18 protein-coding genes are annotated in these 21684 nt (G+C 46.9%); 10 read left to right on the plus strand and 8 right to left on the minus strand.

Translation table 11 applies throughout. The features are described 5' to 3' along the window. Positions 1 to 73 precede the first annotated feature (73 nt). Complete coding sequence (locus tag MHI12_RS06695) at positions 74 to 1360, minus strand: DUF5050 domain-containing protein (RefSeq protein WP_405171918.1); 1287 nt, start codon at positions 1358 to 1360, stop codon at positions 74 to 76. A 242-nt stretch (positions 1361 to 1602) separates the two neighbouring features. On the opposite strand from MHI12_RS06695, the gene MHI12_RS06700 reads away from it, so the two are divergent. Together MHI12_RS06700 and MHI12_RS06705 are read left to right on the plus strand one after the other, a co-directional pair. Next, on the plus strand, positions 1603 to 2616 hold the full coding sequence (locus MHI12_RS06700) for a Gfo/Idh/MocA family oxidoreductase (protein ID WP_405171919.1): 1014 nt from the start codon (positions 1603 to 1605) through the stop codon (positions 2614 to 2616). Between the two features lie 32 nt (positions 2617 to 2648). Further along, positions 2649 to 3635 carry a Gfo/Idh/MocA family protein gene (locus MHI12_RS06705; RefSeq protein WP_405172947.1) on the plus strand — a complete coding sequence of 329 codons (987 nt, stop codon included), beginning with the start codon at positions 2649 to 2651 and terminating at the stop codon, positions 3633 to 3635. Positions 3636 to 3638: 3 nt separating this feature from the next. Here the strand turns inward: MHI12_RS06705 and MHI12_RS06710 are convergent, their stop codons facing one another. From MHI12_RS06710 to MHI12_RS06720, 3 genes are all read right to left on the minus strand, one after another. Next, positions 3639 to 4433, minus strand: a complete 795-nt coding sequence (locus MHI12_RS06710) for a MurR/RpiR family transcriptional regulator (RefSeq protein ID WP_405171920.1) — start codon at positions 4431 to 4433, stop codon at positions 3639 to 3641. 136 nt (positions 4434 to 4569) lie between these two features. Beyond that, complete coding sequence (locus MHI12_RS06715) at positions 4570 to 5403, minus strand: ABC transporter permease (RefSeq protein WP_405171921.1); 834 nt, start codon at positions 5401 to 5403, stop codon at positions 4570 to 4572. Next, positions 5396 to 6301, minus strand: coding sequence for an ABC transporter ATP-binding protein (locus MHI12_RS06720; RefSeq protein ID WP_405171922.1), 906 nt, complete (start codon positions 6299 to 6301; stop codon positions 5396 to 5398). Before MHI12_RS06720 ends, MHI12_RS06715 begins: the two co-directional genes overlap by 8 nt. Positions 6302 to 6745: 444 nt before the next feature. Between MHI12_RS06720 and MHI12_RS06725 the strand changes: the two genes are divergently transcribed. Together MHI12_RS06725 and MHI12_RS06730 are read left to right on the plus strand one after the other, a co-directional pair. Next, positions 6746 to 8581, plus strand: a complete 1836-nt coding sequence (locus MHI12_RS06725) for an HSP90 family protein (protein WP_405171923.1) — start codon at positions 6746 to 6748, stop codon at positions 8579 to 8581. Then, positions 8581 to 9630: a hypothetical protein gene (locus tag MHI12_RS06730; RefSeq protein ID WP_341010088.1), complete on the plus strand. Its 1050-nt coding sequence runs from the start codon at positions 8581 to 8583 to the stop codon at positions 9628 to 9630. Before MHI12_RS06725 ends, MHI12_RS06730 begins: the two co-directional genes overlap by 1 nt. A 151-nt stretch (positions 9631 to 9781) precedes the next feature. Here the strand turns inward: MHI12_RS06730 and MHI12_RS06735 are convergent, their stop codons facing one another. Genes MHI12_RS06735 through MHI12_RS06745 form a run of 3 tightly spaced genes read right to left on the minus strand, consistent with a single transcriptional unit; the run spans position 9782 to position 13021 of the window. After that, on the minus strand, positions 9782 to 11989 hold the full coding sequence (locus MHI12_RS06735) for a serine hydrolase (RefSeq protein ID WP_405171924.1): 2208 nt from the start codon (positions 11987 to 11989) through the stop codon (positions 9782 to 9784). A gap of 50 nt (positions 11990 to 12039) precedes the next feature. Continuing rightward, a complete protein-coding gene (locus MHI12_RS06740) occupies positions 12040 to 12810 on the minus strand; it encodes a DUF3169 family protein (RefSeq protein WP_405171925.1) in 771 nt (256 codons plus the stop codon). A gap of 1 nt (position 12811) precedes the next feature. Further along, positions 12812 to 13021: a helix-turn-helix transcriptional regulator gene (locus MHI12_RS06745; RefSeq protein WP_017690042.1), complete on the minus strand. Its 210-nt coding sequence runs from the start codon at positions 13019 to 13021 to the stop codon at positions 12812 to 12814. A gap of 257 nt (positions 13022 to 13278) precedes the next feature. Between MHI12_RS06745 and MHI12_RS06750 the strand changes: the two genes are divergently transcribed. Next, a complete protein-coding gene (locus tag MHI12_RS06750) occupies positions 13279 to 13518 on the plus strand; it encodes a hypothetical protein (RefSeq protein WP_405171926.1) in 240 nt (79 codons plus the stop codon). A 54-nt stretch (positions 13519 to 13572) separates the two neighbouring features. On the opposite strand, the gene MHI12_RS06755 is transcribed toward MHI12_RS06750, so the two are convergent. Then, positions 13573 to 15057 carry a serine hydrolase gene (locus MHI12_RS06755; RefSeq protein WP_405171927.1) on the minus strand — a complete coding sequence of 495 codons (1485 nt, stop codon included), beginning with the start codon at positions 15055 to 15057 and terminating at the stop codon, positions 13573 to 13575. A gap of 248 nt (positions 15058 to 15305) precedes the next feature. Between MHI12_RS06755 and MHI12_RS06760 the strand changes: the two genes are divergently transcribed. The 5 genes from MHI12_RS06760 to MHI12_RS06780 all read left to right on the plus strand — a co-directional run bounded on the left by MHI12_RS06760 (position 15306) and on the right by MHI12_RS06780 (position 21407). After that, positions 15306 to 16505, plus strand: a complete 1200-nt coding sequence (locus MHI12_RS06760) for a DUF4367 domain-containing protein (protein WP_405171928.1) — start codon at positions 15306 to 15308, stop codon at positions 16503 to 16505. 393 nt (positions 16506 to 16898) lie between these two features. After that, positions 16899 to 18086 (plus strand): alanine racemase, encoded by a 1188-nt coding sequence (gene alr / locus MHI12_RS06765; protein WP_405171929.1) that lies wholly within the window; start codon positions 16899 to 16901, stop codon positions 18084 to 18086. Between the two features lie 260 nt (positions 18087 to 18346). Further along, positions 18347 to 18628: a CopG family ribbon-helix-helix protein gene (locus MHI12_RS06770; RefSeq protein ID WP_017690037.1), complete on the plus strand. Its 282-nt coding sequence runs from the start codon at positions 18347 to 18349 to the stop codon at positions 18626 to 18628. 3 nt (positions 18629 to 18631) lie between these two features. Continuing rightward, complete coding sequence (locus MHI12_RS06775; protein ID WP_024630714.1) at positions 18632 to 18982, plus strand: type II toxin-antitoxin system PemK/MazF family toxin; 351 nt, start codon at positions 18632 to 18634, stop codon at positions 18980 to 18982. A 235-nt stretch (positions 18983 to 19217) separates the two neighbouring features. Next, entirely contained in the window at positions 19218 to 21407 is a 2190-nt protein-coding gene (locus tag MHI12_RS06780) for an alpha-galactosidase (RefSeq protein ID WP_405171930.1), read from the plus strand. Positions 21408 to 21684 lie beyond the last annotated feature (277 nt).

The raw sequence follows: 21684 nt of genomic DNA on the forward strand, positions 1-21684 counted from the left end.
TGGCTGCATGGTAATCCTTTTTGTTATGGACAAGTCCGTTGAATGGGCTATACGCCTGAATCAACAGGATATGTTAGTACGGTGTCACCAATAGAATATTGTCGAGGAAAACGTCACTCATTACTTTTTTCCCTGTTCCACCCGTTTGCACGTGATACAAGCGATATTGATCTTTGGCATTGATGTAGAAGAGGCCCGCAACATCATCTCTGATATGGAATGCATCCCATTCGTCCCCGGTAAGTTTGGTTACCTTGAGGGCTGTATTAACCGAATAGAGTCCGTTGTTGCCCGAGATGTATGCTGCCGTAGATGTACCATTGGTCAATTGATTCGCCACATACGTTACATTTGTCAGGTTCAGGTTGGCAGACTTGGTCACTTTGTTGCCCGAGACCGTTTTGGCATAAGCTTTTTTGTCTGCATCAATAAGGACAACCTTGTCTGTACCTAAGGCACTTACTTCACGAACGCTTTTGTTATGAAGCTGAAGTGTTTTAGCTGAAGTTGTTAACGCAAACGCTTTGCCTTTGGCATAATTGTAATCCTTATTGCTGTCGAGAACGATTCCTTTGTTATACACGTAAAGATTGTTTCCCCAACCACCGGAATATACAGCATTCACATCCAGTTTGGCTTTGGGATTAACCGCAGTTGCTTTGCCAGTGTTGTAATTCACCTTATACATGACAACAGCATTGGTGGAGTAAAACTCCTCGTACGGGTCTGTATTTACCATCAGTTGCAGTTCGTTTTTGGCTTGATTCGTAAAATAACGACCTTCCACTGCGCCTGCGGCAATCCGCTGCACAGCTCCAGAACCGTTGGACGTTTTGGACACGATCCACGTGTTTCCATTAACCAACGCATTATAGTAGGCACGCCCTTTGGTTACCAGGAGGAATGGGAAGTCGGTATCAGCCTTGTCAGCAATCTTGGTGACAGCTGAAGCGTCACTATTGCCATTCGCGCGATAAATGGTACCTGTAGCATCCAGATAATAGATGAATCCGTTATCTGTATAATAGCTGAGTACATCTGTAGCAAATGGCTCTGCCGCATCGCTGGATCCGTCATTTGGAACCCGAAGCAAGGTTGTGGAAGAAGCAGTCTGCGTGTAGTAGAGATAAGAGCCTGCCGCGAGCAAGTCTACACCTTGGAAATCAATTAATACTTCTGTTGTACTGCTGCCATCCGCGGAAACTTTGTACAAAACTCCGTCGGACTCATAATACACTGTGGATTGGCTAAGTGAAGCTGCCTCGGCTGCGGTTCCACCTCCCAATGTCACTGCTGCAATGAGTGTAAATAACAGCAATGCACAGATGGTGCGTTGTAAGTATGTATACCCTGTTTTCATTCGTTCATCGTCCCCTTCGTTTTTCTATATGTATGTCGTTAATTCCTTATGTTATATCGGTAAACTATGGAAGATATGTTAGCTCTCAAACATGAAAAAAGAAGAGAATGAAATTGAATTTCATACACAATCCAACCTGAAATCGAATTGCGCATGATGCTGCCAATCCCGTCCCAAAGCATTCTCCGCCTGACTTGATCGTGATAACATAATTCTCAACCAGAGCAGAGGAGTGAGCGATCATGGTATTGAATATGGCGATCATCGGATTTGGGAATGCAGTAGTGAATTATCATTTGCCTTATCTGGACAAAAAAGCAAATATCAAGGTGAAGACGATATACCGTCGCGAGGAAGATCGGGTTGGCGATACAGAGCGTGAATTACTTTATCCCGAGATTACTTTTACGACGAATATCGAAGACATATTGCAGGAAGATGAGATTGAGTTAATTGTTGTTGCCACCCATGTGGATAGCCATGTTGAGTACGCCAAGCTGGCCTTGGAACACGGAAAACATGTGCTGGTGGAGAAACCTTTTGCCTCCACTTCTGCGGCAGCCAAAGATATTTTTGAACTAGCCAATCGTAAAAATCTCATCGCTATGGCGAATCAAAATCGCAGATTTGATGGTGACTTTCTGACATTGAAAAAAGTGATTGAGAGCGGCAAACTGGGGAATATTGTTGAAATCCAGTCCCACTATGATTATTTTCACCCACAGTACGCGAGAAGTGGATTTGGATTGCTGCATGGCTTGGCCGTGCATACGATCGATCAGTTAATCTCCATATATGGCGTAGCTGACCGAATGGATTATGATGTTCGGAGTTTGATCGCGCCGGGTGAATCCGATGATTACATCGATATTGATTTTCGATATGGACGAATGAAGGCTACGATTAAGTGCAGTCTGCTCGTGAAGATCGAACATCCAAAATTCATTGTACACGGGGATCGAGGGAGCTTTGTTAAATATAGCAGTGGGCATCAAACGAAAAATGGAGATGGGCGAACGAGGGTATCCATTGAAGCTGAACCGGAGGATAAATGGGGTACGATTAGTTATGTGGACGATGAGGGAACATCACATACGGAGAAAGTTCCTTCGGAAGCGACGGACTATGGCATTTTATATGATCAACTGCTTCAAGCCATTCGACATAACGGTGATAAACCGGTCAAGGATGAAGAGGTTTTATATGTATTGGATATTTTACATGACGGAATCGAAGCAGCGAAGAGAGCCAACTGACAAACAACCAACGACAGGAGCGAAACGATATGATGAATATAGCAACGATTGGTACAGGGTCCATTGTGGATGCCATTTTATCTGCGATCAATGAACTGGAAGATATTACGTGTACAGCGATGTACTCCCGGAAGAGAGAGACAGCACAGGAGCTTGCGGGTAAGTATGGGGTCGGTACCATCTATACGGACCTGGAATCCCTATTTTCAGATACAAATGTAGATCTCGTATATATTGCTTCACCAAACAGCGTGCACTATGAACAGGCCTATCAGGCACTTCAACATGGCAAACATGTCGTCTGCGAAAAACCGTTCACGTCCACGCTTCAGGAAGCAGAAACGCTGATTGCACTTGCAAAAGAAAAGAATCTGTTGTTGTTTGAAGCCATCTCCAACATTCATCTGCCCAATATTAAAGTTATACAGGAGCAACTACCGAAGCTTGGTCCGATCAAACTCATCCAGTGTAACTACAGTCAATACTCGCGCAAATACAATGATCTGCTTGCAGGGCAAACACCAAATGTATTTAATCCACAATTCTCTGGTGGAGCGCTGATGGATATCAATATTTATAATCTGCATCTGGTCATGAATCTGTTTGGCAGTCCGAATACCGTATCGTATACCGCGAACCAGCATGCAAACGGTATTGATACGTCAGGTGTTGTGGTTCTCCAATATCCGGAGTTTATTGCGGAATGTGTAGGTGCCAAAGACACAAACAGCATGAACTTTGTGCTCATTCAGGGCGAGAAAGGTTATGTTCAGGTTGCGGGAGGAGCAAACGGTTGCCGGGAGATCAAGCTTCAGATCGGGAATGAGCCTGCTGAGGAGTATAATGCCCAGAGCCAATCCAATTGGCTGTACTATGAGTGGGAAGCGTTCAGGGACATCCATGCAAATGGGGATCACAAACGGTGTTACGAACTACTCGAACACAGCCAGTCTGTGATGAGTATACTTATGAGTGCACGTAAAGATGCCGGAATTGTATTTGCAGCAGATCAGCTTTAGACGTTAATACGTGTCGCTAATGCTTCCCATGTACAACATGTCGAAAATGTAGAGTACCGAGACCATCGAAGACATTTTGGATAGCCTTAATTGTTCATTGTATCCGTAAGTCAGTAACGTTTCATCACAATGTCTGGACAGGGTTGAATGGTTGCTGCCCGTGATTGCGATGACTTTCATCTGTTTGTTGCTCAGCACTTTGGCGGCTTCAATCATGGATTGGTTCTCACCTGTGTGCGATATAACAAAAGAGAGCGTCAGGCTATTGGGATTCATCGTGTTTAGATAATGCATGTTTGGACTATTGTGAGCAATCGCAGATATACCGAGTTCATTCCACTTGGCACAAGCCTGTTGAGCCAGATAATAATTCATATCACTGCCATAGACATCAATGCGTCCGGATTCTTTGACCCAGTTCGAGATTCGTAGCAAAACAGGAGCGTTTAACATCCGGCGGGTATCCTCCAGCGCCTGCTGGTACAGGTAAGGAACCGAGTCGATGGCAGCCAGCACGTTGCCTTGTTCTGCAAATGGATGATCCTGCGTCTGCAACGCGGAAGGCATCTGTTGATATTCAAGAGCAAGCTTGAGCTGAAAGTCTGGGTACCCCTTGGTACCCAGCTTTTTGCATAAGCGAACAATGGTGGAAGAGCTTGTATAAGTCTGCTGAGCCAGTTCATGGGCTGTAGAATCAAATACAACTTCGGGGTTGCTCAGGATATAGTCCACAATATGTTTCTCCTGTGCCGTTAATTGAGAAGCATATTTTAATTTTTGAAGTAGTTTGGGTTCCATACAGTTGTTCCATTCCTCTCTAAAATCATCCCATAGCATATATCTCCACATCATAACCTGCGTTTATTTATTTCTCAATCTGCATAGCGGAGCGACAGTGTAGTTTGTTGAATTTCGTCGCTACACTCCACATCATTCAGATCTGACTTTCCGCCAGTTGCTGACGGCTATTCCACGACGTGACCAGACGAAGAAGAACCACACTTATGAGCAGGAGCACTGCTCCAATTATGAGTAACATCCAAGGACCAATCAGCAGCATGCCACTGGCTTGACCAGCGACTAAGGCGATGAGGGGAAGGACAATTAATCCGCCGAGCTGATAGGCTTCCTGGAACCCACGGACCTTGGCCGAGATCAGAACGTTCAATAAAATGACCATAAGACTACAAGCGGGAACAACCCACACGACAAGTATTATCCAGTTCAGATTGGGAAACATCAACGTTCCAAACATGGGGTACATCAGAATATTGGCAATGATTCCATAGATCAGGAAAGTAACCCAGGATAATAGAATGGAAGGGATCAGGGCAGCTAGCACTTTGCCTTTAAAAAGAGTGTTCATACTGATCGGTGTGAACAACAATCCTTCCAGCGTCTTGCGTTCCTTCTCACCAGCGAAACTATTGGCCGTAAGAATACTGGAGGCCATCACCGGAATGATGAGAAACAAGGGAGCGAACATATACATGGCCAAGTAATAGACAATACGATGATTATCTGTAGGCATGGAAGCAAGCTGAGGAATCTGTCCACTATGGGTTAACGCATCCAATGATTCGAGTAGAAAGCTGATGTTGCCCAGAGAACGAAGTTCCATTCTGGAGGCCGCCCACAGGAGAGCAGAGGGCATAATGATTCCGATAATCAGTGGAACGATCAACATGGGCAACCAGAGCTGAACGCTGGCTGTGACGGACCGGATATCTTTACGTACCAGTGCACGTATGGCTTGGCGGTTATTCATGGTGGTGTGCCTCCCTTATGGCAAAATAGATACTTTCCAGATCACTGCCCGTGATGCGGGCCTGATAGACTTGACCATGCTCCGTTAATTGCCTTAGCAGTAACGGAATATCTTCACGTGATGTAAGCTGAAACGTCGCTTTATGTGCGGAGATGATTTCAGGTGTGTAGTTGGTTGCTGTGTGCCATCCATTCGGCATGTCGGCTTCTACTTCGAGCTTCGGCGTGGACAGGTACCGGCTAACAATCTCCTGTTCCGTGCCATCCTCCACGATACGGCCCTTTTCCAGGAAAATATAACGATCACAGACGGCGGACAGCTGGGACAGCACGTGGGATGAGACCAGAATCGTCATTTTTTCTTCCTGATTTAATTGACGGATGATACGCAGTACCATCTGAATTCCATCCGGATCCAGGCCATTGGTGGGCTCATCCAGAAACAGGATGGAAGGACGGTGAAGCAGTACTCGTGCAAGCCCCAGGCGTTTCTTCATGCCTGTGCTATAGGTGCCGACTTTTCGATGCTGATAATCCTGCAACTCGAACAGCGTTACAAGCTCGTCGATTCGTTTCTTGGCATGCTTCAGGCCAAAAACATCTGCGAAGAAAGTCAGATTGTCACGCCCACTCATATTTTCATATAATCCACTTTGTTCGGTAAGGGTGCCACACATGGCCAGTACTTTCTCCGCCTCACGAGCGGCGTCCAATCCGTTAATGGTTACCTGTCCACCGGAAGCGCCCAAAACACCATTCATGATACGGATCAGTGTGGTTTTGCCCGAACCGTTGGGTCCAATCAACCCGGTGACACTGCCTTGTTTAACTGTGAAACTGACATCATGCAGTGCTTGATGCACCTTGAATTGCTTGGATATGTTACGTACTTCGATCATGTATATTCACCGTCCGATCTGAGTTTGGAGATTATACGTGTGGTAGGCTGATATCGTTCAAATGGACGACAAAAAAGATATTTTCCTCCTTCAATAGTCCCGAATGGAGGATGCACAATTACCCTGAAGTCTGCCTGAAATCGGGTCTCAGGTTTGTTTTCACTCTGTCTTGTAACATGTATCCTTATTTTAGGGTAGAACATCCGTTTCATTGCTATTCATAACGTGGTAATGAAAGATAAGGCCTTACGTCTCATGAATGCCTTTAATATTCATATAACGCCGGTCTTGGTTATCCAGGGGCGGCTTGACGTGATGTTTAGGCGTGCCTGTCACGGGAACGTCTGTTTTTAACGATTACATAATGAATTCGTCTAACACATCCATATGATTACATCGTATGGGTACATATTGTGTTTGGACTTAGAGGAAGGTGAGTGAGTCATGACAGCATCCAATGAATATCGTTTTCAAGTGAACCTGAGCGGGATGATCCAGATTTTATCCAACCATCTATATAGCAGTCCGAAAGTGTTCTTGCGAGAACTGATGCAGAATGCGACGGATGCGATTACCGCACGAACGGAGGCGGAGCCAGGGTATCAGGGTGAAGTGCGTGTTGAACTGACGGGAACAGGTGAGCAATTGACCATGATGGTGGAGGACAACGGCATCGGCTTGACTGAAGCTGACATCCATGAGTTCCTGGCGATGATCGGACAATCCTCGAAGAGGGGACAGCAAGCGCTGCTGGATGGAGAGACTTCGTTTATCGGGCGTTTCGGGATCGGGTTATTATCCTGTTTCATGGTGAGTCACGAAATTGTCATGCTGACGCAATCCGCGAAGGGCGGCCCTTCGATGGAGTGGCGGGGCAAGCCGGATGGCACCTATACGATTCGACAGTTGGATACACAGTTGTCCCCGGGGACCAAAGTATATCTGCGTTGTACACCGGACGCAGCGCACTACTTTGAACCAGAGTATGTGAAAGAAGCTCTGTTCTATTACGGAGCGTTATTGCCGTATCGGGTCATGCTGGATCATGACGGAGCCCAACATGTAGTGAATAGCGAGACACCGATCTGGCTGATTGACCCTGCACTCGCACGTTCACGCAGATCAGAGGTATTGGCATTTGGTGAACGTCTGCTTGGGGAGCAGTTCCAAGAATTCATTCCGTTGACGACAGCTTCAGGCCGTACCGGGGGTATTGCTTTTGTACTGCCACACGCGGTTAATCTGAATGCCAAGCGTTCTCACCGGGTTTACCTGAAGCGAATGCTGATTTCGGAGAAGGCTGAGAACATTTTGCCAGAATGGGCTTTCTTCGTGAAATGCCTGATCTGGACAGATGAGCTTCAACCGACGGCATCACGGGAACATTTTTATGAAAATGAAAAGCTGGAGGAAGTTCGCTCCGAACTCGGAGACGCACTTCGCAAGGGGCTGGCCGATATGGCTGAGAGCCAGACGGAACGGCTACAGAAACTGATTCGCCTGCATGCCTTGTCCATGAAGGCACTGGCTGTACAGGATCAGGCATTCTATGCCATGATTCATCGCTGGCTGCCATTTGAGAGCACGAGGGGTCACCGTGAACTGGGTGAGCTAATCGATGAAGGAGAGAAGTTGTATTTCACGTCTTCTGTCGATGAGTACCGTCAGATTCACCATGTAGCATCCGCACAATCGATGTTGGTGATTAACGGTGGTTACATCTATGACGGCGAGTTGATGGAGACATTGCCGATGGCTGTGCATAATGTACAGACGGAGCGTCTACAACCGGACCAGGTTTCGATGAGTTTTACCGACGTACCTCCTGCTGAACGTAATCAATATTATGATGCATTGCGACTGGCAGATTTTGCCTTACAGCGCTTCCGTTGTCGGGCTGAGGTGAAAGGTTTTAAGCCATCGGATCTGCCGGTGTTGTTCACGCTGTCTCAGGAATCCTCAACGCTTCGTGCGCTGGAAAAAGCAAGCGAGGAGAGCACGGAATTGTTCTCGTCTGTTCTGGGGTCATTGTCTTCTGGCATGAGTTCAGCAGGGTACTCAACCTTGTATCTGAACGTGAGTAATCCGATCATTCAGCGGGTACTGACATCACCGGATGATCAGATGACGCCGATTGCCATCGAAATGTTATACGTCAATGCACTGATGATGGGGCATTATGCCATGAGCAAACAGGAGCTTGAAGTGTTAAATCAGGGCATTGTTCGTTTTATTGATTGGGGTTTGCGTGCAAATACAGATCGTAAGGGGGATGCCTGATGAAGACAGAGATGGATTTTGAAGAACTGATGGACGAGGCCTATGGTTTGCCCAATGGTCCGGCGAAGCTCGGTATGCTGGAGGAAGCGGCAAGAGTTGCCGATGTGAACGGCATGGAGGAAGAGGCATATGAAGCAAGATCGGAGATTGTGGAGACAGCAACATTTTGCGGTTATCCGATGAAAGCACTGATTGCTTTTTCCTGGCAGCTGGGCAAGTTCGACCAACAACCCGAAGAATATGATGAAGAAACGTTAATGTGGTCGTACAAATGGATATTGGGCAAGATGCCCGACTTCCCGGAAATATCACGCGAGAAGATATTGGAGCTGTTGGAGGATTTCGGACGGCGTTTCAAGTCCTACGGTTACAGCGAACGCTCCTACTGGTATTATCGGTTCCGGATCTTTATGGATTTTGGGGAGCTGGAGGAAGCGGGACGCAGTTATGATCGATTCAGAACGATGGATCGTGACTTTATGAGTGACTGCGAAGCCTGTGAGCAGGATGAGATTATGCGATATTTCTTGTTAAAAGGAGACGATGAGAAGGTGTTGGAGGCGGCACAGCCTATCCTGAAAGGGCGTATGAGCTGTGCAGAGATTCCGCATCTGACTTTGTCTGAAATTTTGATGCCGCTATATCGGTTGGGACGGACTGCGGAAGCAGATAAACATCAGACCAAGGGATATCGCCTGATTAAAGGACAGAACGATTTTGTGCAGAGTTTTGCGGAGCAGATGGATTATCTCACACGTACAAATCCGGCAAAAGGCATTGATGTGCTGGAGGAAACACTGGTGTTTGCTGCGGATCATGAAGATCCTTACGCCAAAATGTTGTTTTACGCCAGAGCAGCATCGTTGCTTCGCCGCTGGGCGGAAGAATCTCCAGAATACCGATTGCGTCTGCCGGCGTCCTTCCCGTATGAAGGTGATCCAGGCGACCTGCTCAAGCTGGCCGATTACTTTGCGGAGCATGCTCAGACCGCTTCAGCCAAGTTTGATCAGCGCAACGGGAACCACCATGTATCTTCGTTGATCGAATAGAGACGGATATCACTCAGTAACAGATCGCTATAATAAGTTATGAAAAGTAACGAAACAGGCTTGTTCAAGAAGGATCGTACCCTTCTGAACAAGCCTGTTTTTCTTGCATTATGAGCATCATAAATCTAATCGGTATGAAGATGCTTTATTTTTATTGTGCTGAAGTCGCAGAAGGGACCGGCGCTGGTACTGGAACCGGTGCAGTTTCAGATGTCTCCTCTGCAGCTTCGGCTTCTTCAGCAGGTTCTGCTTGCGGCTGCCTAGCAGCCATCAATTCAGCGACGATTTGATCTGTTGGTTGGGTAAGCAACGCATACATAATCGCAGCCTCTTCCTGACGAATCAGAGGTTTGCGGGAAAGTAAATCAATGGATCCATCTTCCAGCACTTTTACCTCAGGTCCATGGATACCAAGCTTCGCCATCATCTGAACGGCTGGTACAGCCCATGGGTCCGTGTGTCCCGCAAGTTTGACATCCGTGAACAGTTCACTAGGATATTGCAGTTGCAGAATTCTCCACATCATGACCATGGCTTCCTGTCGGATAATTACTTGATCCGGCTTAAACTGCTGTTCATCCTTGCCAGTGAACATACCCATTTCATATCCAAGTTGAATATATCCGGCTGCTGCATGGTCTGCCCAGTCGGTGCCTGCAGGAGGCGTTGTTTTGCTAGGCTTCAATCCACTCAGTTTAAGCGTGTTCTCAATAAATTCAGCTCGTGTCACAGCTGATTTCGGTTGGAAAGACTTGTTAGCATCATTCTCATAATATCCAAGAGATTGTATGGCATAGATTGCTTCAGCATAAGGACTGTTCTCACGAACATCCCGGAAGCCCATAGGCTTTTGTCCTTTTTTCTCATAACCCATAGGGTTGAGGTAAGGTTCTTTCATATAGATGGTTCCATCAGCATTTTTCTTGAATGCTGTGAATTGACCGGTCAATTCATCTTTGAAGAGATTATCTTCCACTTGAATCAGGTTGCGTTGACCCAGAAAAACGTCCGAAATGCTCAGTTGTCCAGGCTCTGTACCAGCATTTTTCAAAGAGCTGACGATCGTGCTAATTCGTAGATCCGCGTACAATCCGGTGAAGCGTTGCAGCTCAGCTGCGGATTGCGGCGTGTATTCCTTAAACTGTACAGGCTCTGCATACTGCGGGAAGAAGTTCTGAATGAATGCAGGGTAGAACAGATTACGAAGTGCTCCATTTTGATTATACGTCAGGAAAACGCCTGTATTTTGCTCGGGAATAAGGAAGAGATAAGAGCTGAATCCGGTCAGGTCGCCTCCTTTTGTAATGATACTTGGACTACTTCCTGCTCCGGGAAGCTGAAATGCAGCTTCGAATCCATATGTGGTGTTTGGTAACAGTGGATGAATGGAAGAACGGTACTGTTCCATGCTTTTCACCGTGGATTCCTTGAAAATCCGCTTGTTGTCTTTCACGCCATCATTCAGGAACGCAATCATGAACTTCCCGATGTCCTCAGCGGTAGACAACATGCCACCTTGAGGCATTGGTGTTGGAGAGATGGTGTACAGATCAAGCGCATTGTGTGCCGCATCATAGCCTGTAGCCAGCTGCTTTTGGAACTTTTTGTCCAGCATGAAACTGCTGTTATCCATTCCTAGCGGTTTGAAGATATGTTGTTGCATGTAGGATTCAAAGGGTTCACCGCTTACATTCTCGACAATCATGCCAAGCAGCAAAAACGAGAAGTTATCGTACATGTAGGCGCTACCAGGCTCTCGAACGACAGGAGGCATGTGTTGCTGTGCGTAATCCTCCATCGCTATGTACTTATCAAAATCAGTATGGATGTCTTCCTGCTGCGGATCACGGATCTCGAATCCGGTCGTGTGTGTGAGCAGGTTCTCCACAGTTACAGGTTTGTCAAAAGGATTATCAAATTCGAGCCCTTTCACATAGGTCTGAAAATCAGCTTGCAGATCAACCTTGCCTTGCTCCACCAGCTGCATTACAGCAGCTGACGTGAACGTTTTGGAGACAGAGGCTACACGGAAGGCCGTATTTTTCGGATCGATCGCTGTTTTACTCTCCACATCGGAGAAGCCATATCCTTTTTCCGCCAGAACTTTGCCATCCTTCACAACAACAACGGAGGCTCCCACATAATGAGGTTTTGCCTCAGGTGAATCGAAGAATGAATCCAGAAAAGCTGTAGCCGATTCAGTTGTCAGCGCTTTCGTCTTTCCTTGTTCAGCAGCTACTGGAGTCGCGGTCTCCGCCTGAACTGCGGGTACCCACAGACTGAGAGACAGAACCGCAGCCATAAAAGCTCCTGTTAGGGAGGTGAACCTGAAACGGGTCTTTCGTTTGGATAAATGCATGCAAACACTCCTTTATGAAAATATTTACAAAATAGTTACCTACCCATGTATTACTGATTACTCGCACGATAGGTTTCACGATAATAGATTCCGATGTTGGCAATCCAGATCACAGAGAGCATTACAATTGGGAATGGGGCAAAGGTAAAGAGCATCGAATATAGAACCATAGAGACCATTCCGACACCAAGAAGTACATTCATCATCTGAAAAGAACGATAGGCTGCGCGATACACAAGCCATTTCTCGCCTTCATCCAGCTTCTCAAAATGATCCTTCTTCATATTGCGCGAGTTCAGATCCAGAGTGCGTTCAGGATAATAACGGTTGTATCGCTTCACAGTCAGAGTTTGCACGACCACAACGATGATAATGGAGATACATGAAGCAACGAGATTCAAGAGGTTAAACAGTTCTGGAGAATTCGGCATGGTTCGATTGGATGCATACAAGGACAAGGCAAGTGCTGCCCAGGTAAACGTAAGAATAACACTGAATCCGCTGAGAATCATCGCTTTTCCGAGGGAGCGCTCTGCGGGAGATATGAGTGAATCGGAGTCTCCATAAGCTTCATCTTCCATGGGAGGGACAGATGGCGTGCGGGAGAGACTGAAGATGTTCCACACCGTCATAACTACCACAAGAGCCGCCAGGATTGCGAATAAAAGATCATAGTCATAATACACGGACAGCGTCCAGTTCAAGTCAGAAGGGAGTTTACTTACTCCGCTAGCTCCGAGAAAACCAACTACAGCGCCACCTGCTGCATACAAGGGAAGACGCAACCGCTTCTTAATGGACGAGGGTGATGAATTTTTCATTTTAATCTCCACCTTTCAGTTCAAAGATTTTTTCGACAGGTTCACGAAATACATGTGCTATTTTTAGTGCCAGAACGACCGACGGAGAGTAATCTCCACGCTCAATCAGGGCAATGGTTTGACGGGATGCACCAATGAGTTTGGCCAGTTCTGCTTGGGATAGCCGGTCTCTGGCTCGTAACTCCCGAACGTGATTGTGTAATTCTTCCACTTGCTCACCTCCATGAACCTAATGTACATGATATTTGACTAAATGTAAACTATAATATACAAAATGTTAAAGATAATTTACTTCTAAACGTTGATAATGGACACGGAAAAGAGAGCCAGCTGGGCTCCCTAGGATTTTTATTTTGTTGTCGGAAAAGTTGCCTGAAAAGTGAAATCAAGATGCATCTGCACACGCCAGATGTTGATTCTGTTCCTCTGCCTTCCGAAGTAACATTCGGAGGAATATGGACGCGTGTCATGATTAAGGAATCCGCGGAGCGTTTGAATAGATTGATTCGGCTAGAAGATCGACTGATTCAGGAGGCGTTGCTTCTGCCCACATACAGCTTCAAGGAAGAACACGCCCATTATGATTCGTTAAGAGATTATCGTCTTGCGGGGTATGGTCTGCCTGATCTGCGCAGATTGTGGGTGAAGAGAAACCCTGGGGCCGCTGAAGAGAATACGAGTTATCCGGTGTATATTCCGTTGTGGTAGGTAGGAACGACTACCACAACGGGAATGAATCGGGCGTTCACCAGTTCAGATCATTTACGAAACCCTGATGAATTCAATAGGCTTTGTACCCGGTTCAAGCAACAAAGGAATGGAGATGGATTGAGCAACTTCTGAAGATTCATTGAGGGTAAACGTATACGTGATCTTCAGACCGAATAACACAAATTCGACGGAAAACGTATCTTTTCCGGTGTATTCCATAGGCATTTCGATGGCGTTAAAGGTTGCTTGTAACCCGTCCGATGTTTCCTTAATAGACATCTCGCCATAACCAGGATGCGTGTAAATACCCGCATAAGTGGTGAGAGGACGATCGACATGAGGTTCTTCAACTTTTTCCTCAACGGCAGTGTCTGGCTGAATAGGTACTTCCAGAGGATTTTCCGGATTAGCCTCCGTTTCTGCTGATTCTTTCCCCATTAATTTGCTCAATTTGGAACTCCAATTGACGGGCTCAAGTCCAAGCAGTCGATCCATGATATGAAAAGCAACCGTATACGGAATTATACTTCCGTTGGTATTGCTCAGAACCACGATTCCAATTTGCTCCTCTGGCAAAAAGGCAACTTGTGATGCAAAGCCATCAATAGCCCCACCATGATGAATCATGGCATGTCCACGATAAGGCTCAATCATCCAACCCAGACCATATGTACTCACAGGCAGTTCTTGGCTTATGAACGGCGAATCACTGGGCATCTGAGGACTATGCATAATCTTCATCTGTTCCTTAGATATCAATGACGTTCCTTCCCATTGACCTTGATGCAACTGGAATTGAAGCCATGCAATCATATCGACTAGATTGCTGTTAATGGAACCAGCAGGTCCTATGGCATCAATGGCTCGAAAAGGAGTTCTAATATTCTGACCATCTTTCTCTATATAAGGACAGGCATAGTCAGTCTGAAGCTGCATCTCATCGACAGAGAATAGGCTTGAGTTCATACCTAGTGGGTCAAATAGAGACTTTTGAACAACCTCTTCCCACGAATTTTCTTTCAATTGTCCAACCAGATAACCTGCCGTCATGTACATCAGGTTCTGATACTGCCATTTGTTTCGGAAATCTTGATTCGGCTCCAGATACTGTAATGTTCGAACAAGTTCTTCTCTTGTACGTGGGGAGTTGTACCATACCAACTCATGCCTTGGAAGACCGGAACGATGACACAGCATGTCGCGAATAGTTATACGTTCTGTTGCGATCGGATCAAACATCTTGAAGTCTTTCATATACGACTTTACAGGGGTATCCCAGTCGAGTATCCCCTGATCCACAAGCAGAGCAGCGGTTGCTGAGGTAAAGGCTTTGGTACTTGAACCGATGGCAAACAACGTATTAGGGGTAACTTCAAGTTTGGACTCCAGGTCACGATAACCGTAGCCTTTTTGCCAGACGACTTCATCCTTATGAACCACAGCCACCGCTGTGCCGACACCATTCCATAATTGAAGCTGCTCGTCGATGAATTCATCCAGTCCTTCCAGTGATGTGCGAAGCTTTGTTTTCGTCATACCTTTTCCTCCTAATATCCAATAAAAAGAATAATCTCCTACAATTCACTATGCCTTTTCTGGATAAAGTTAACATCCTCCCCGAGACTGATTTTGCGTAGCAATGCCGTATTAACGGACTTCCCCGATTGCTTGTCAAACTAGTCCGCATATATCGAACAAGTCCCTCATAACATGTACTAATCAAGTAGGGGTTCTGCTGCAAGCACAATCCTGAAGTGAAAACATGTGCTAAAGGGGATGATGTCATGCGCCGAATATCATGGATGCTTGCCATGGTATTGGTCTTATCGGCCTTACTTGCCGCCTGCGGGAAGAAGGATGCGGCAGCTGTGGTCAAAGATCTGAACGAAGTCGTAGGAGAGATGGAAAGTTACCAGGGGGCAGGCGTGATGACGCTGCATACCGGAGATACGCCGCAGCAGTACAAGGTCGAGGTATGGCATCAGAAGCCTTCCTATTATCGTATTGCGTTAACGAATGCCAAAAAGGATGTAACACAGATTGTACTGCGTAACGATGAAGGCGTGTTTGTTTTGACACCGAGCCAGAACAAAAGCTTCCGATTCCAGAGCAATTGGCCAGATAATCAGGGACAGGTATATCTCTATGAAACATTGATTCGGAGCATTACGGGGGATACAACCCGCCAGTTTGCGGACGAGAAGGAGAGCTATGTATTTGATGTAGCTGCCAATTATAATACACATGCACTTGTCAGACAGAAAATCTGGCTGAACAAAAGTGATTATGCACCTAAACAGGTGGAGGTATCCGACTCCAATGCCAATGTTGTGGTCGATGTGAAATTTGATTCCTTCAAATTCGGGACTGAATTTGAGAAAGATGCCTTTGACATGCAACGTAACATGACTGCTGCTACAAAAGAAGGCGGCCAAACAGGAACGGATTCCGGTGTGACTCCTGCGGAGCAAACCGGTAATGAGAGCGGTAAAGAACCTGCCAATCCTCAGACTGCGCCGGAACCTGACGGAGCTGTCACTGATGGACAGACAGGTGTAGGTGGGGACACAGAGCAGCAAGGTACAGAAGGTGCTGCAACAGGTCAGGAGGGCGAAGAGCCAACACTCGCAGAACCGAAAGGGGCAGACAGCTTCGGCGTAATTCAGCCGACCTATGCGCCAGAAGGTGTGCAGCTTAAGGATGATCAGATTTTGGAGGAAGCAGGAGACTATTCCGTTATGCTTCGTTATGAAGGAACATACAATTACACGATATTCGAAGCCAGACCACAGGATCGTGCTGTGTCGCTTGCCCCATCCCGTGTACTGGATCTGGGATTCACACTGGGGATGGTCAGCGGAGATGCACTGCAGACACTGACATGGACGACAGATGGCATAGAATATCGGATCACCAGTGCCGACCTGCCTGATAACGAAATGGTACGCATTGCAACATCGATGCAAGAAGAGTCAGGCAAATGATTTTTGAACAAATGAACGAATAGTAGCATAAACATAAGGAATGCTAAGAAGCATCGGAGACCCGTTCTCCGGTGCTTTGCTTTGATGTAAGACAGTATTCATCTGGCGCCGGTTTTCTTACTCGATATACCCAATAATGCAAAATGCGCTTCTACGCAGAGGGAACCGGGTAAATAATCGATATAAGCAAATTTTGCTTGGGTGGAAAGTGGAATTTTGCCCTGCTAATCTCGCTTATCGGTCTTCTTCTGTGTTCGCATTTGTTCTTCAAACGGCGCGCCTTACATCTGTTTTTGAATGCGAAACTTCGGTTCATTTGACAGTCACATGCTGGAGCATTACGATGGAGTCTGACGTGAGCCGGATTAAGATGATTAGAGAAGGTGACTTAACGTGCAAGGACAATATCGGCCGACCCAAGCGGACATCAATTTGGATCATTTGTGTACTAACGTAGAAGCTTTCCGCGAGGCATTGCCTCAGGGCATGAAATTCCTCGCCTGTGTGAAGGCCAATGCCTATGGACACGGAGCGGTGGAGACGGCTAGAGAACTGGAACGAGTGGGTGTGGATTACTTAAGTGTGGCTTTTCTTGACGAAGCTCTGGAACTGCGACAACATGGGATTACGATTCCAATCCTGGTATTGGGTTATACGCCGTCTGAAGGAATCGCTGTTGCATGGCAACATGATGTGACCGTCACACTGTTCAGCAGGGAAGTGCTCGACGCCATCCGACATCTGGATGCGAGCACATTCGCTAACCAACTGAAGGTTCATATTAAAATCGACAGCGGCATGGGCCGATTAGGTCTGTTGCCTGGCGATGAGGCATTGGCTTTCATTCAGGAAGTAGCTTCGCTCAATCAGGTGATGCTCGAAGGCATGTTTACCCATTTTGCCAGAGCAGATGAAGAAGACAAAACCTATACACTGGAGCAGTATAGACGGTTCCAAAGCGTAGTTCATGCGCTCAGGAATCAGGGATGTTCCATCCCGATTATACATACGGCGAACAGCGCCGCTACCATTGATACACCGGAATTGTCCTATGACATGGTACGTGTGGGAATAAGCCTATACGGACTGTATCCTTCGGCTGAGGTGAATCATCAGGTGGTGAAGCTGTCCCCGGTATTGACGCTGAAGACAAAAGCGGTTCTGGTCAAAACACTGCCACCCCATTGGGGGATCAGTTACGGAACCCGTTATTTTACGCAAGGGTACGAACGAATAGCGACACTGCCGCTCGGATATGCAGACGGATTCTCCAGAATGCTGACAGGTAAAGCACAAGTGCTTGTACGCGGCCGCCGCGTCCCTGTCGTCGGTACAATCTGCATGGATCAGTGTATGGTGTCGTTACAATCTTTCGCGGAAGAGGCGGAAGAAATTCAAGTCGGCGAAGAGGTTGTCCTCATCGGTCATCAGTCTGGTGGCGTAATAACCGCAGACGAGGTGGCAATCCAGCTCGGTACGATTGCTTATGAAGTGATCTGCATGATGGCGCACCGCATTCCACGGGTATATACCCGTGGGGAAGCAGTAGTCGCCAAAATTAATCCACTTTTGACATCCTGACAGGTAAACTGGACGTCATTACCAATAAACTTTTTTTCAGAACAGAAGGAAAACTGTCGGAGCATCTCGAATTATGTACGACAGTAAGGATTTAATTCCTGAATTGAGATGTTTGGTCTGTACGAATATTGTTCCCCGTGTTTATAATGGAGTACAGCATACTTGATATACTCGGGGCATATATATTCCTTTGTATAAAAGTTCTGGAAAAACGTAATACTGGTTCACAATGGCGAAAGGTTTGTGGGGGTGGAAGAAAGGTGGCCAACTTGCAGAACACCAAGCGGATCATGATCAGTTTACCTGATTATCTTTTGCAGGAAGTGGATGGCATCGTAGCGCTGGAGAATTCCAACCGCAGTGAATTGATTAGGCAGGCTATGAAGCTGTATTTAACGGAGCGTAAGAAACGTTACATCCGTGAAACGATGCAGCGAGGGTACATGGAGATGGCAAAAATTAATCTGACCATGGCATCCGAAGCCTTTCATGCGGAGGAAGATGCGGACAGCACTCTGGACCGCTTAGTTAGCGGGGTGTAGACATTGATCGTAAAACGTGGTGACGTTTTTTTTGCGGATCTTTCTCCCGTTGTCGGTTCCGAGCAAGGTGGAGTCAGGCCGGTTCTGGTGATCCAGAATGATATCGGCAACCGGTTTAGTCCAACTTGTATTGTGGCGGCTATCACCGCCCAAATCCAGAAGGCAAAGCTGCCAACGCATGTTGAAATTGATGCGGCGGCACACGGCTTTGACCGGGACTCGGTTATTTTGCTCGAACAAATACGGACGATTGATAAACAGAGGCTGACTGACAAGATTACCCATCTGGACGAGGAGACCATGAAATTGGTCAACGAAGCCTTACAGATCAGCCTTGGTTTAATCGATTTTTAAGGCAGCAACCAGCGTCTTGTACGCTGCCCTGCCGTCCGTTGGCAATGGATGTTCCTGTAAGGGAACACACTGAATTCAGACTGTAACCAAAAGAGCGTATGACATCCTTCGGGCTGTTATGCGCTCTTTTGATTAAAGCTTGATGAAAGCGTAGAACATTGGCGATCTTTTCGCTATAATGAAACCTGAGAAACCGTTTACCCGAAAGACCTATATATAGAGGTGGAGGAGACATATGAGTATTTACATCAATCAGGAGAAACTTCAATTTCATTTACAGACCCGTGAGGCCAGTTACGTATTTCAGGTACTGCCTTCAGGATATTTGGTGCATTTGTACTATGGCAAAAAATTACGCGACACCGATCTGAGCTGGTTGCATGTTCGTACAGAACGAGCATCTTTCAGTCCGAACCCGGTACCAGAGGACCGTACGATTTCATTTGATACATTGGCAGTGGAACTACCCGTGTATGGCACAAGTGATTTCCGTAATCCGGCTATCCAACTGGAACTTGAGAATGGCTCGACGGTTTCGGAGTTTACGTATACAGGCCATCGATTGGTCAAAGGAAAGACAGCGCTTACTGGATTGCCAGCAACGTATGTTGAATCCGATGAAGAAGCAGAGACGCTGGTTATTGAGTTGGAAGACCGCGTTGCTGGCATCAAAATCGAGCTTTCCTATACAGCCTTTACGGCATTTAATGCGATTACACGCTCCATGCGTATCGTTAATGAGAGCGCTACCTCAGTGAATGTGGTGCGTGCGCTCAGTTCTTCTGTTGATTTCCCGCATGCAGATTATGAATTGTTGCAATTGTCAGGAGCTTGGACACGGGAACGTGATATCGTTCGCAGACCGCTTGCTTCAGGCCTGCAAGGAATTGAGAGCCGTCGTGGTTCAAGTAGTCACCAGCAGAATCCATTTATTGCGCTGATGACACCAGGCACGGATGAAGATCAGGGTGAAGTCTACGGATTCAGTCTCGTCTATAGCGGTAGCTTCACTGCACAGGCTGAAGTGGATCAGTTCCACACCACCCGTGTATCGCTCGGGATCAACCCGTTCGAGTTCAGCTGGAAGCTGGATCCACAGGAAGCGTTCCAGACACCTGAGACGGTTATGGTATATTCGGATGCAGGTCTGGATGGTATGTCTCAGTCGTACCATGAACTGTATCGGGAGCGTCTTGCGCGTGGTAAGTTCCGTAATGCGGAACGTCCGGTTCTGGTCAATAACTGGGAAGCAACCTACTTTGGATTTAATGCAGACAAGATTGAACAGATCGCTCGTGCTGGACAGAAGCTGGGTATTGAGCTGTTTGTCTTGGATGATGGCTGGTTTGGACACCGGGACAGTGACAACTCCTCGCTGGGTGACTGGATTGTAGATAAGAACAAATTGCCACAGGGACTGGATGATCTGGCTAACCGCGTAACAGGTCTGGATATGCAGTTCGGATTGTGGTTTGAGCCTGAGATGATCTCGCCAGACAGCGAGCTGTACCGAGCGCACCCGGACTGGTGTCTGCATGTGCCTGATCGTCGCCGGACAGAAGGACGTCAACAACTGGTACTCGATTTCTCTCGTCAGGATGTACGTGATGAGATTGTACGCATGTTAACAGACGTACTTGGTTCTGCCCCAATCACTTATGTGAAATGGGACATGAACCGGAATATGACGGAAGTGGGTTCCGCATTGCTTCCGGCAGACAGACAGCGTGAGACCGCGCATCGTTACATGCTGGGGTTGTATGACGTGATGGAACGAATCACTTCGGCGTTCCCGAACATTCTGTTCGAGAGCTGTTCAGGTGGTGGTGGCCGCTTCGATCCAGGTATGCTGTATTACATGCCACAGACGTGGACAAGTGATAACACGGATGCGATATCTCGTCTGCGGATTCAATACGGTACGAGTCTTGTATACCCGGTAAGTTCGATGGGGTCGCATATCTCAGCGGTACCGAATCATCAGGTCAACCGGATCACTTCGCTTGAGATTCGGGGACATGTTGCGATGTCGGGCAACTTCGGGTACGAGCTAGACCTGACGAAATTCACGGAGGAAGAGAACGACATCGTGAAAGCCCAGGTTGAGCTGTACAAAGAGATTCGTGGAACGGTTCAATATGGAACATTCCGTCGCTTGCTCAGTCCGTTTGAAGGCAATGAGACAGCGTGGATGTTTATTGCACCAGACGGAAGCGAAGCAGTTGTATTCTACTTCCGCGTGCTCTCTGAGCCTAATGCGCCACTTCAACGCTTGAAGCTGAAAGGATTAGATCCTAATGCGGATTATCGTCTGAAAGGCGGATCGGAGACCTTTACCGGCGATGCCTTGATGTATGGCGGTATTTCGGTAGGCAGCACATCAGGAGACTATCTGAGCGAGATGTTCCGGTTCGAGCGCGTCTAGATAAGTGAACTGCATTTTATTTACACGGATACTACGATGACAGAACAACCTTCCAATCGCTGTTATCCCCGAATTTTTTGATTCCCTTTTCTCAAAGGGAAAATCCGGAGATAGCGTATGCTTCCGATGTAGCTTTCTTTCAGAAAGCTTTTAGGTGAGTGTATGCTTTCGAAGTAGCTTTCTGCAGAAAGCTTGTAGCTTCGCTTTTTCAGGTTTTTTCTGTCCTCTCCGTTATTGTGTAAATGAGCAGTTTCACTTATTAGATTGCCTATTTTAT

This window comes from Paenibacillus sp. FSL H8-0280 (assembly GCF_045040665.1).
GTDB lineage: Bacteria > Bacillota > Bacilli > Paenibacillales > Paenibacillaceae > Paenibacillus > Paenibacillus xylanexedens_A.

What these genes read in the sequence shown, in the direction of transcription:
- MHI12_RS06695 (WP_405171918.1), bottom strand. Translation starts at nt 1,360, where the DNA reads ATGAAAACAGGGTATACATACTTACAACGCACCATCTGTGCATTGCTG.
- MHI12_RS06700 (WP_405171919.1), top strand. Translation starts at nt 1,603, where the DNA reads ATGGTATTGAATATGGCGATCATCGGATTTGGGAATGCAGTAGTGAAT.
- MHI12_RS06705 (WP_405172947.1), top strand. Translation starts at nt 2,649, where the DNA reads ATGAATATAGCAACGATTGGTACAGGGTCCATTGTGGATGCCATTTTA.
- MHI12_RS06710 (WP_405171920.1), bottom strand. Translation starts at nt 4,433, where the DNA reads ATGGAACCCAAACTACTTCAAAAATTAAAATATGCTTCTCAATTAACG.
- MHI12_RS06715 (WP_405171921.1), bottom strand. Translation starts at nt 5,403, where the DNA reads ATGAATAACCGCCAAGCCATACGTGCACTGGTACGTAAAGATATCCGG.
- MHI12_RS06720 (WP_405171922.1), bottom strand. Translation starts at nt 6,301, where the DNA reads ATGATCGAAGTACGTAACATATCCAAGCAATTCAAGGTGCATCAAGCA.
- MHI12_RS06725 (WP_405171923.1), top strand. Translation starts at nt 6,746, where the DNA reads ATGACAGCATCCAATGAATATCGTTTTCAAGTGAACCTGAGCGGGATG.
- MHI12_RS06730 (WP_341010088.1), top strand. Translation starts at nt 8,581, where the DNA reads ATGAAGACAGAGATGGATTTTGAAGAACTGATGGACGAGGCCTATGGT.
- MHI12_RS06735 (WP_405171924.1), bottom strand. Translation starts at nt 11,989, where the DNA reads ATGCATTTATCCAAACGAAAGACCCGTTTCAGGTTCACCTCCCTAACA.
- MHI12_RS06740 (WP_405171925.1), bottom strand. Translation starts at nt 12,810, where the DNA reads ATGAAAAATTCATCACCCTCGTCCATTAAGAAGCGGTTGCGTCTTCCC.
- MHI12_RS06750 (WP_405171926.1), top strand. Translation starts at nt 13,279, where the DNA reads ATGATTAAGGAATCCGCGGAGCGTTTGAATAGATTGATTCGGCTAGAA.
- MHI12_RS06755 (WP_405171927.1), bottom strand. Translation starts at nt 15,057, where the DNA reads ATGACGAAAACAAAGCTTCGCACATCACTGGAAGGACTGGATGAATTC.
- MHI12_RS06760 (WP_405171928.1), top strand. Translation starts at nt 15,306, where the DNA reads ATGCGCCGAATATCATGGATGCTTGCCATGGTATTGGTCTTATCGGCC.
- MHI12_RS06780 (WP_405171930.1), top strand. Translation starts at nt 19,218, where the DNA reads ATGAGTATTTACATCAATCAGGAGAAACTTCAATTTCATTTACAGACC.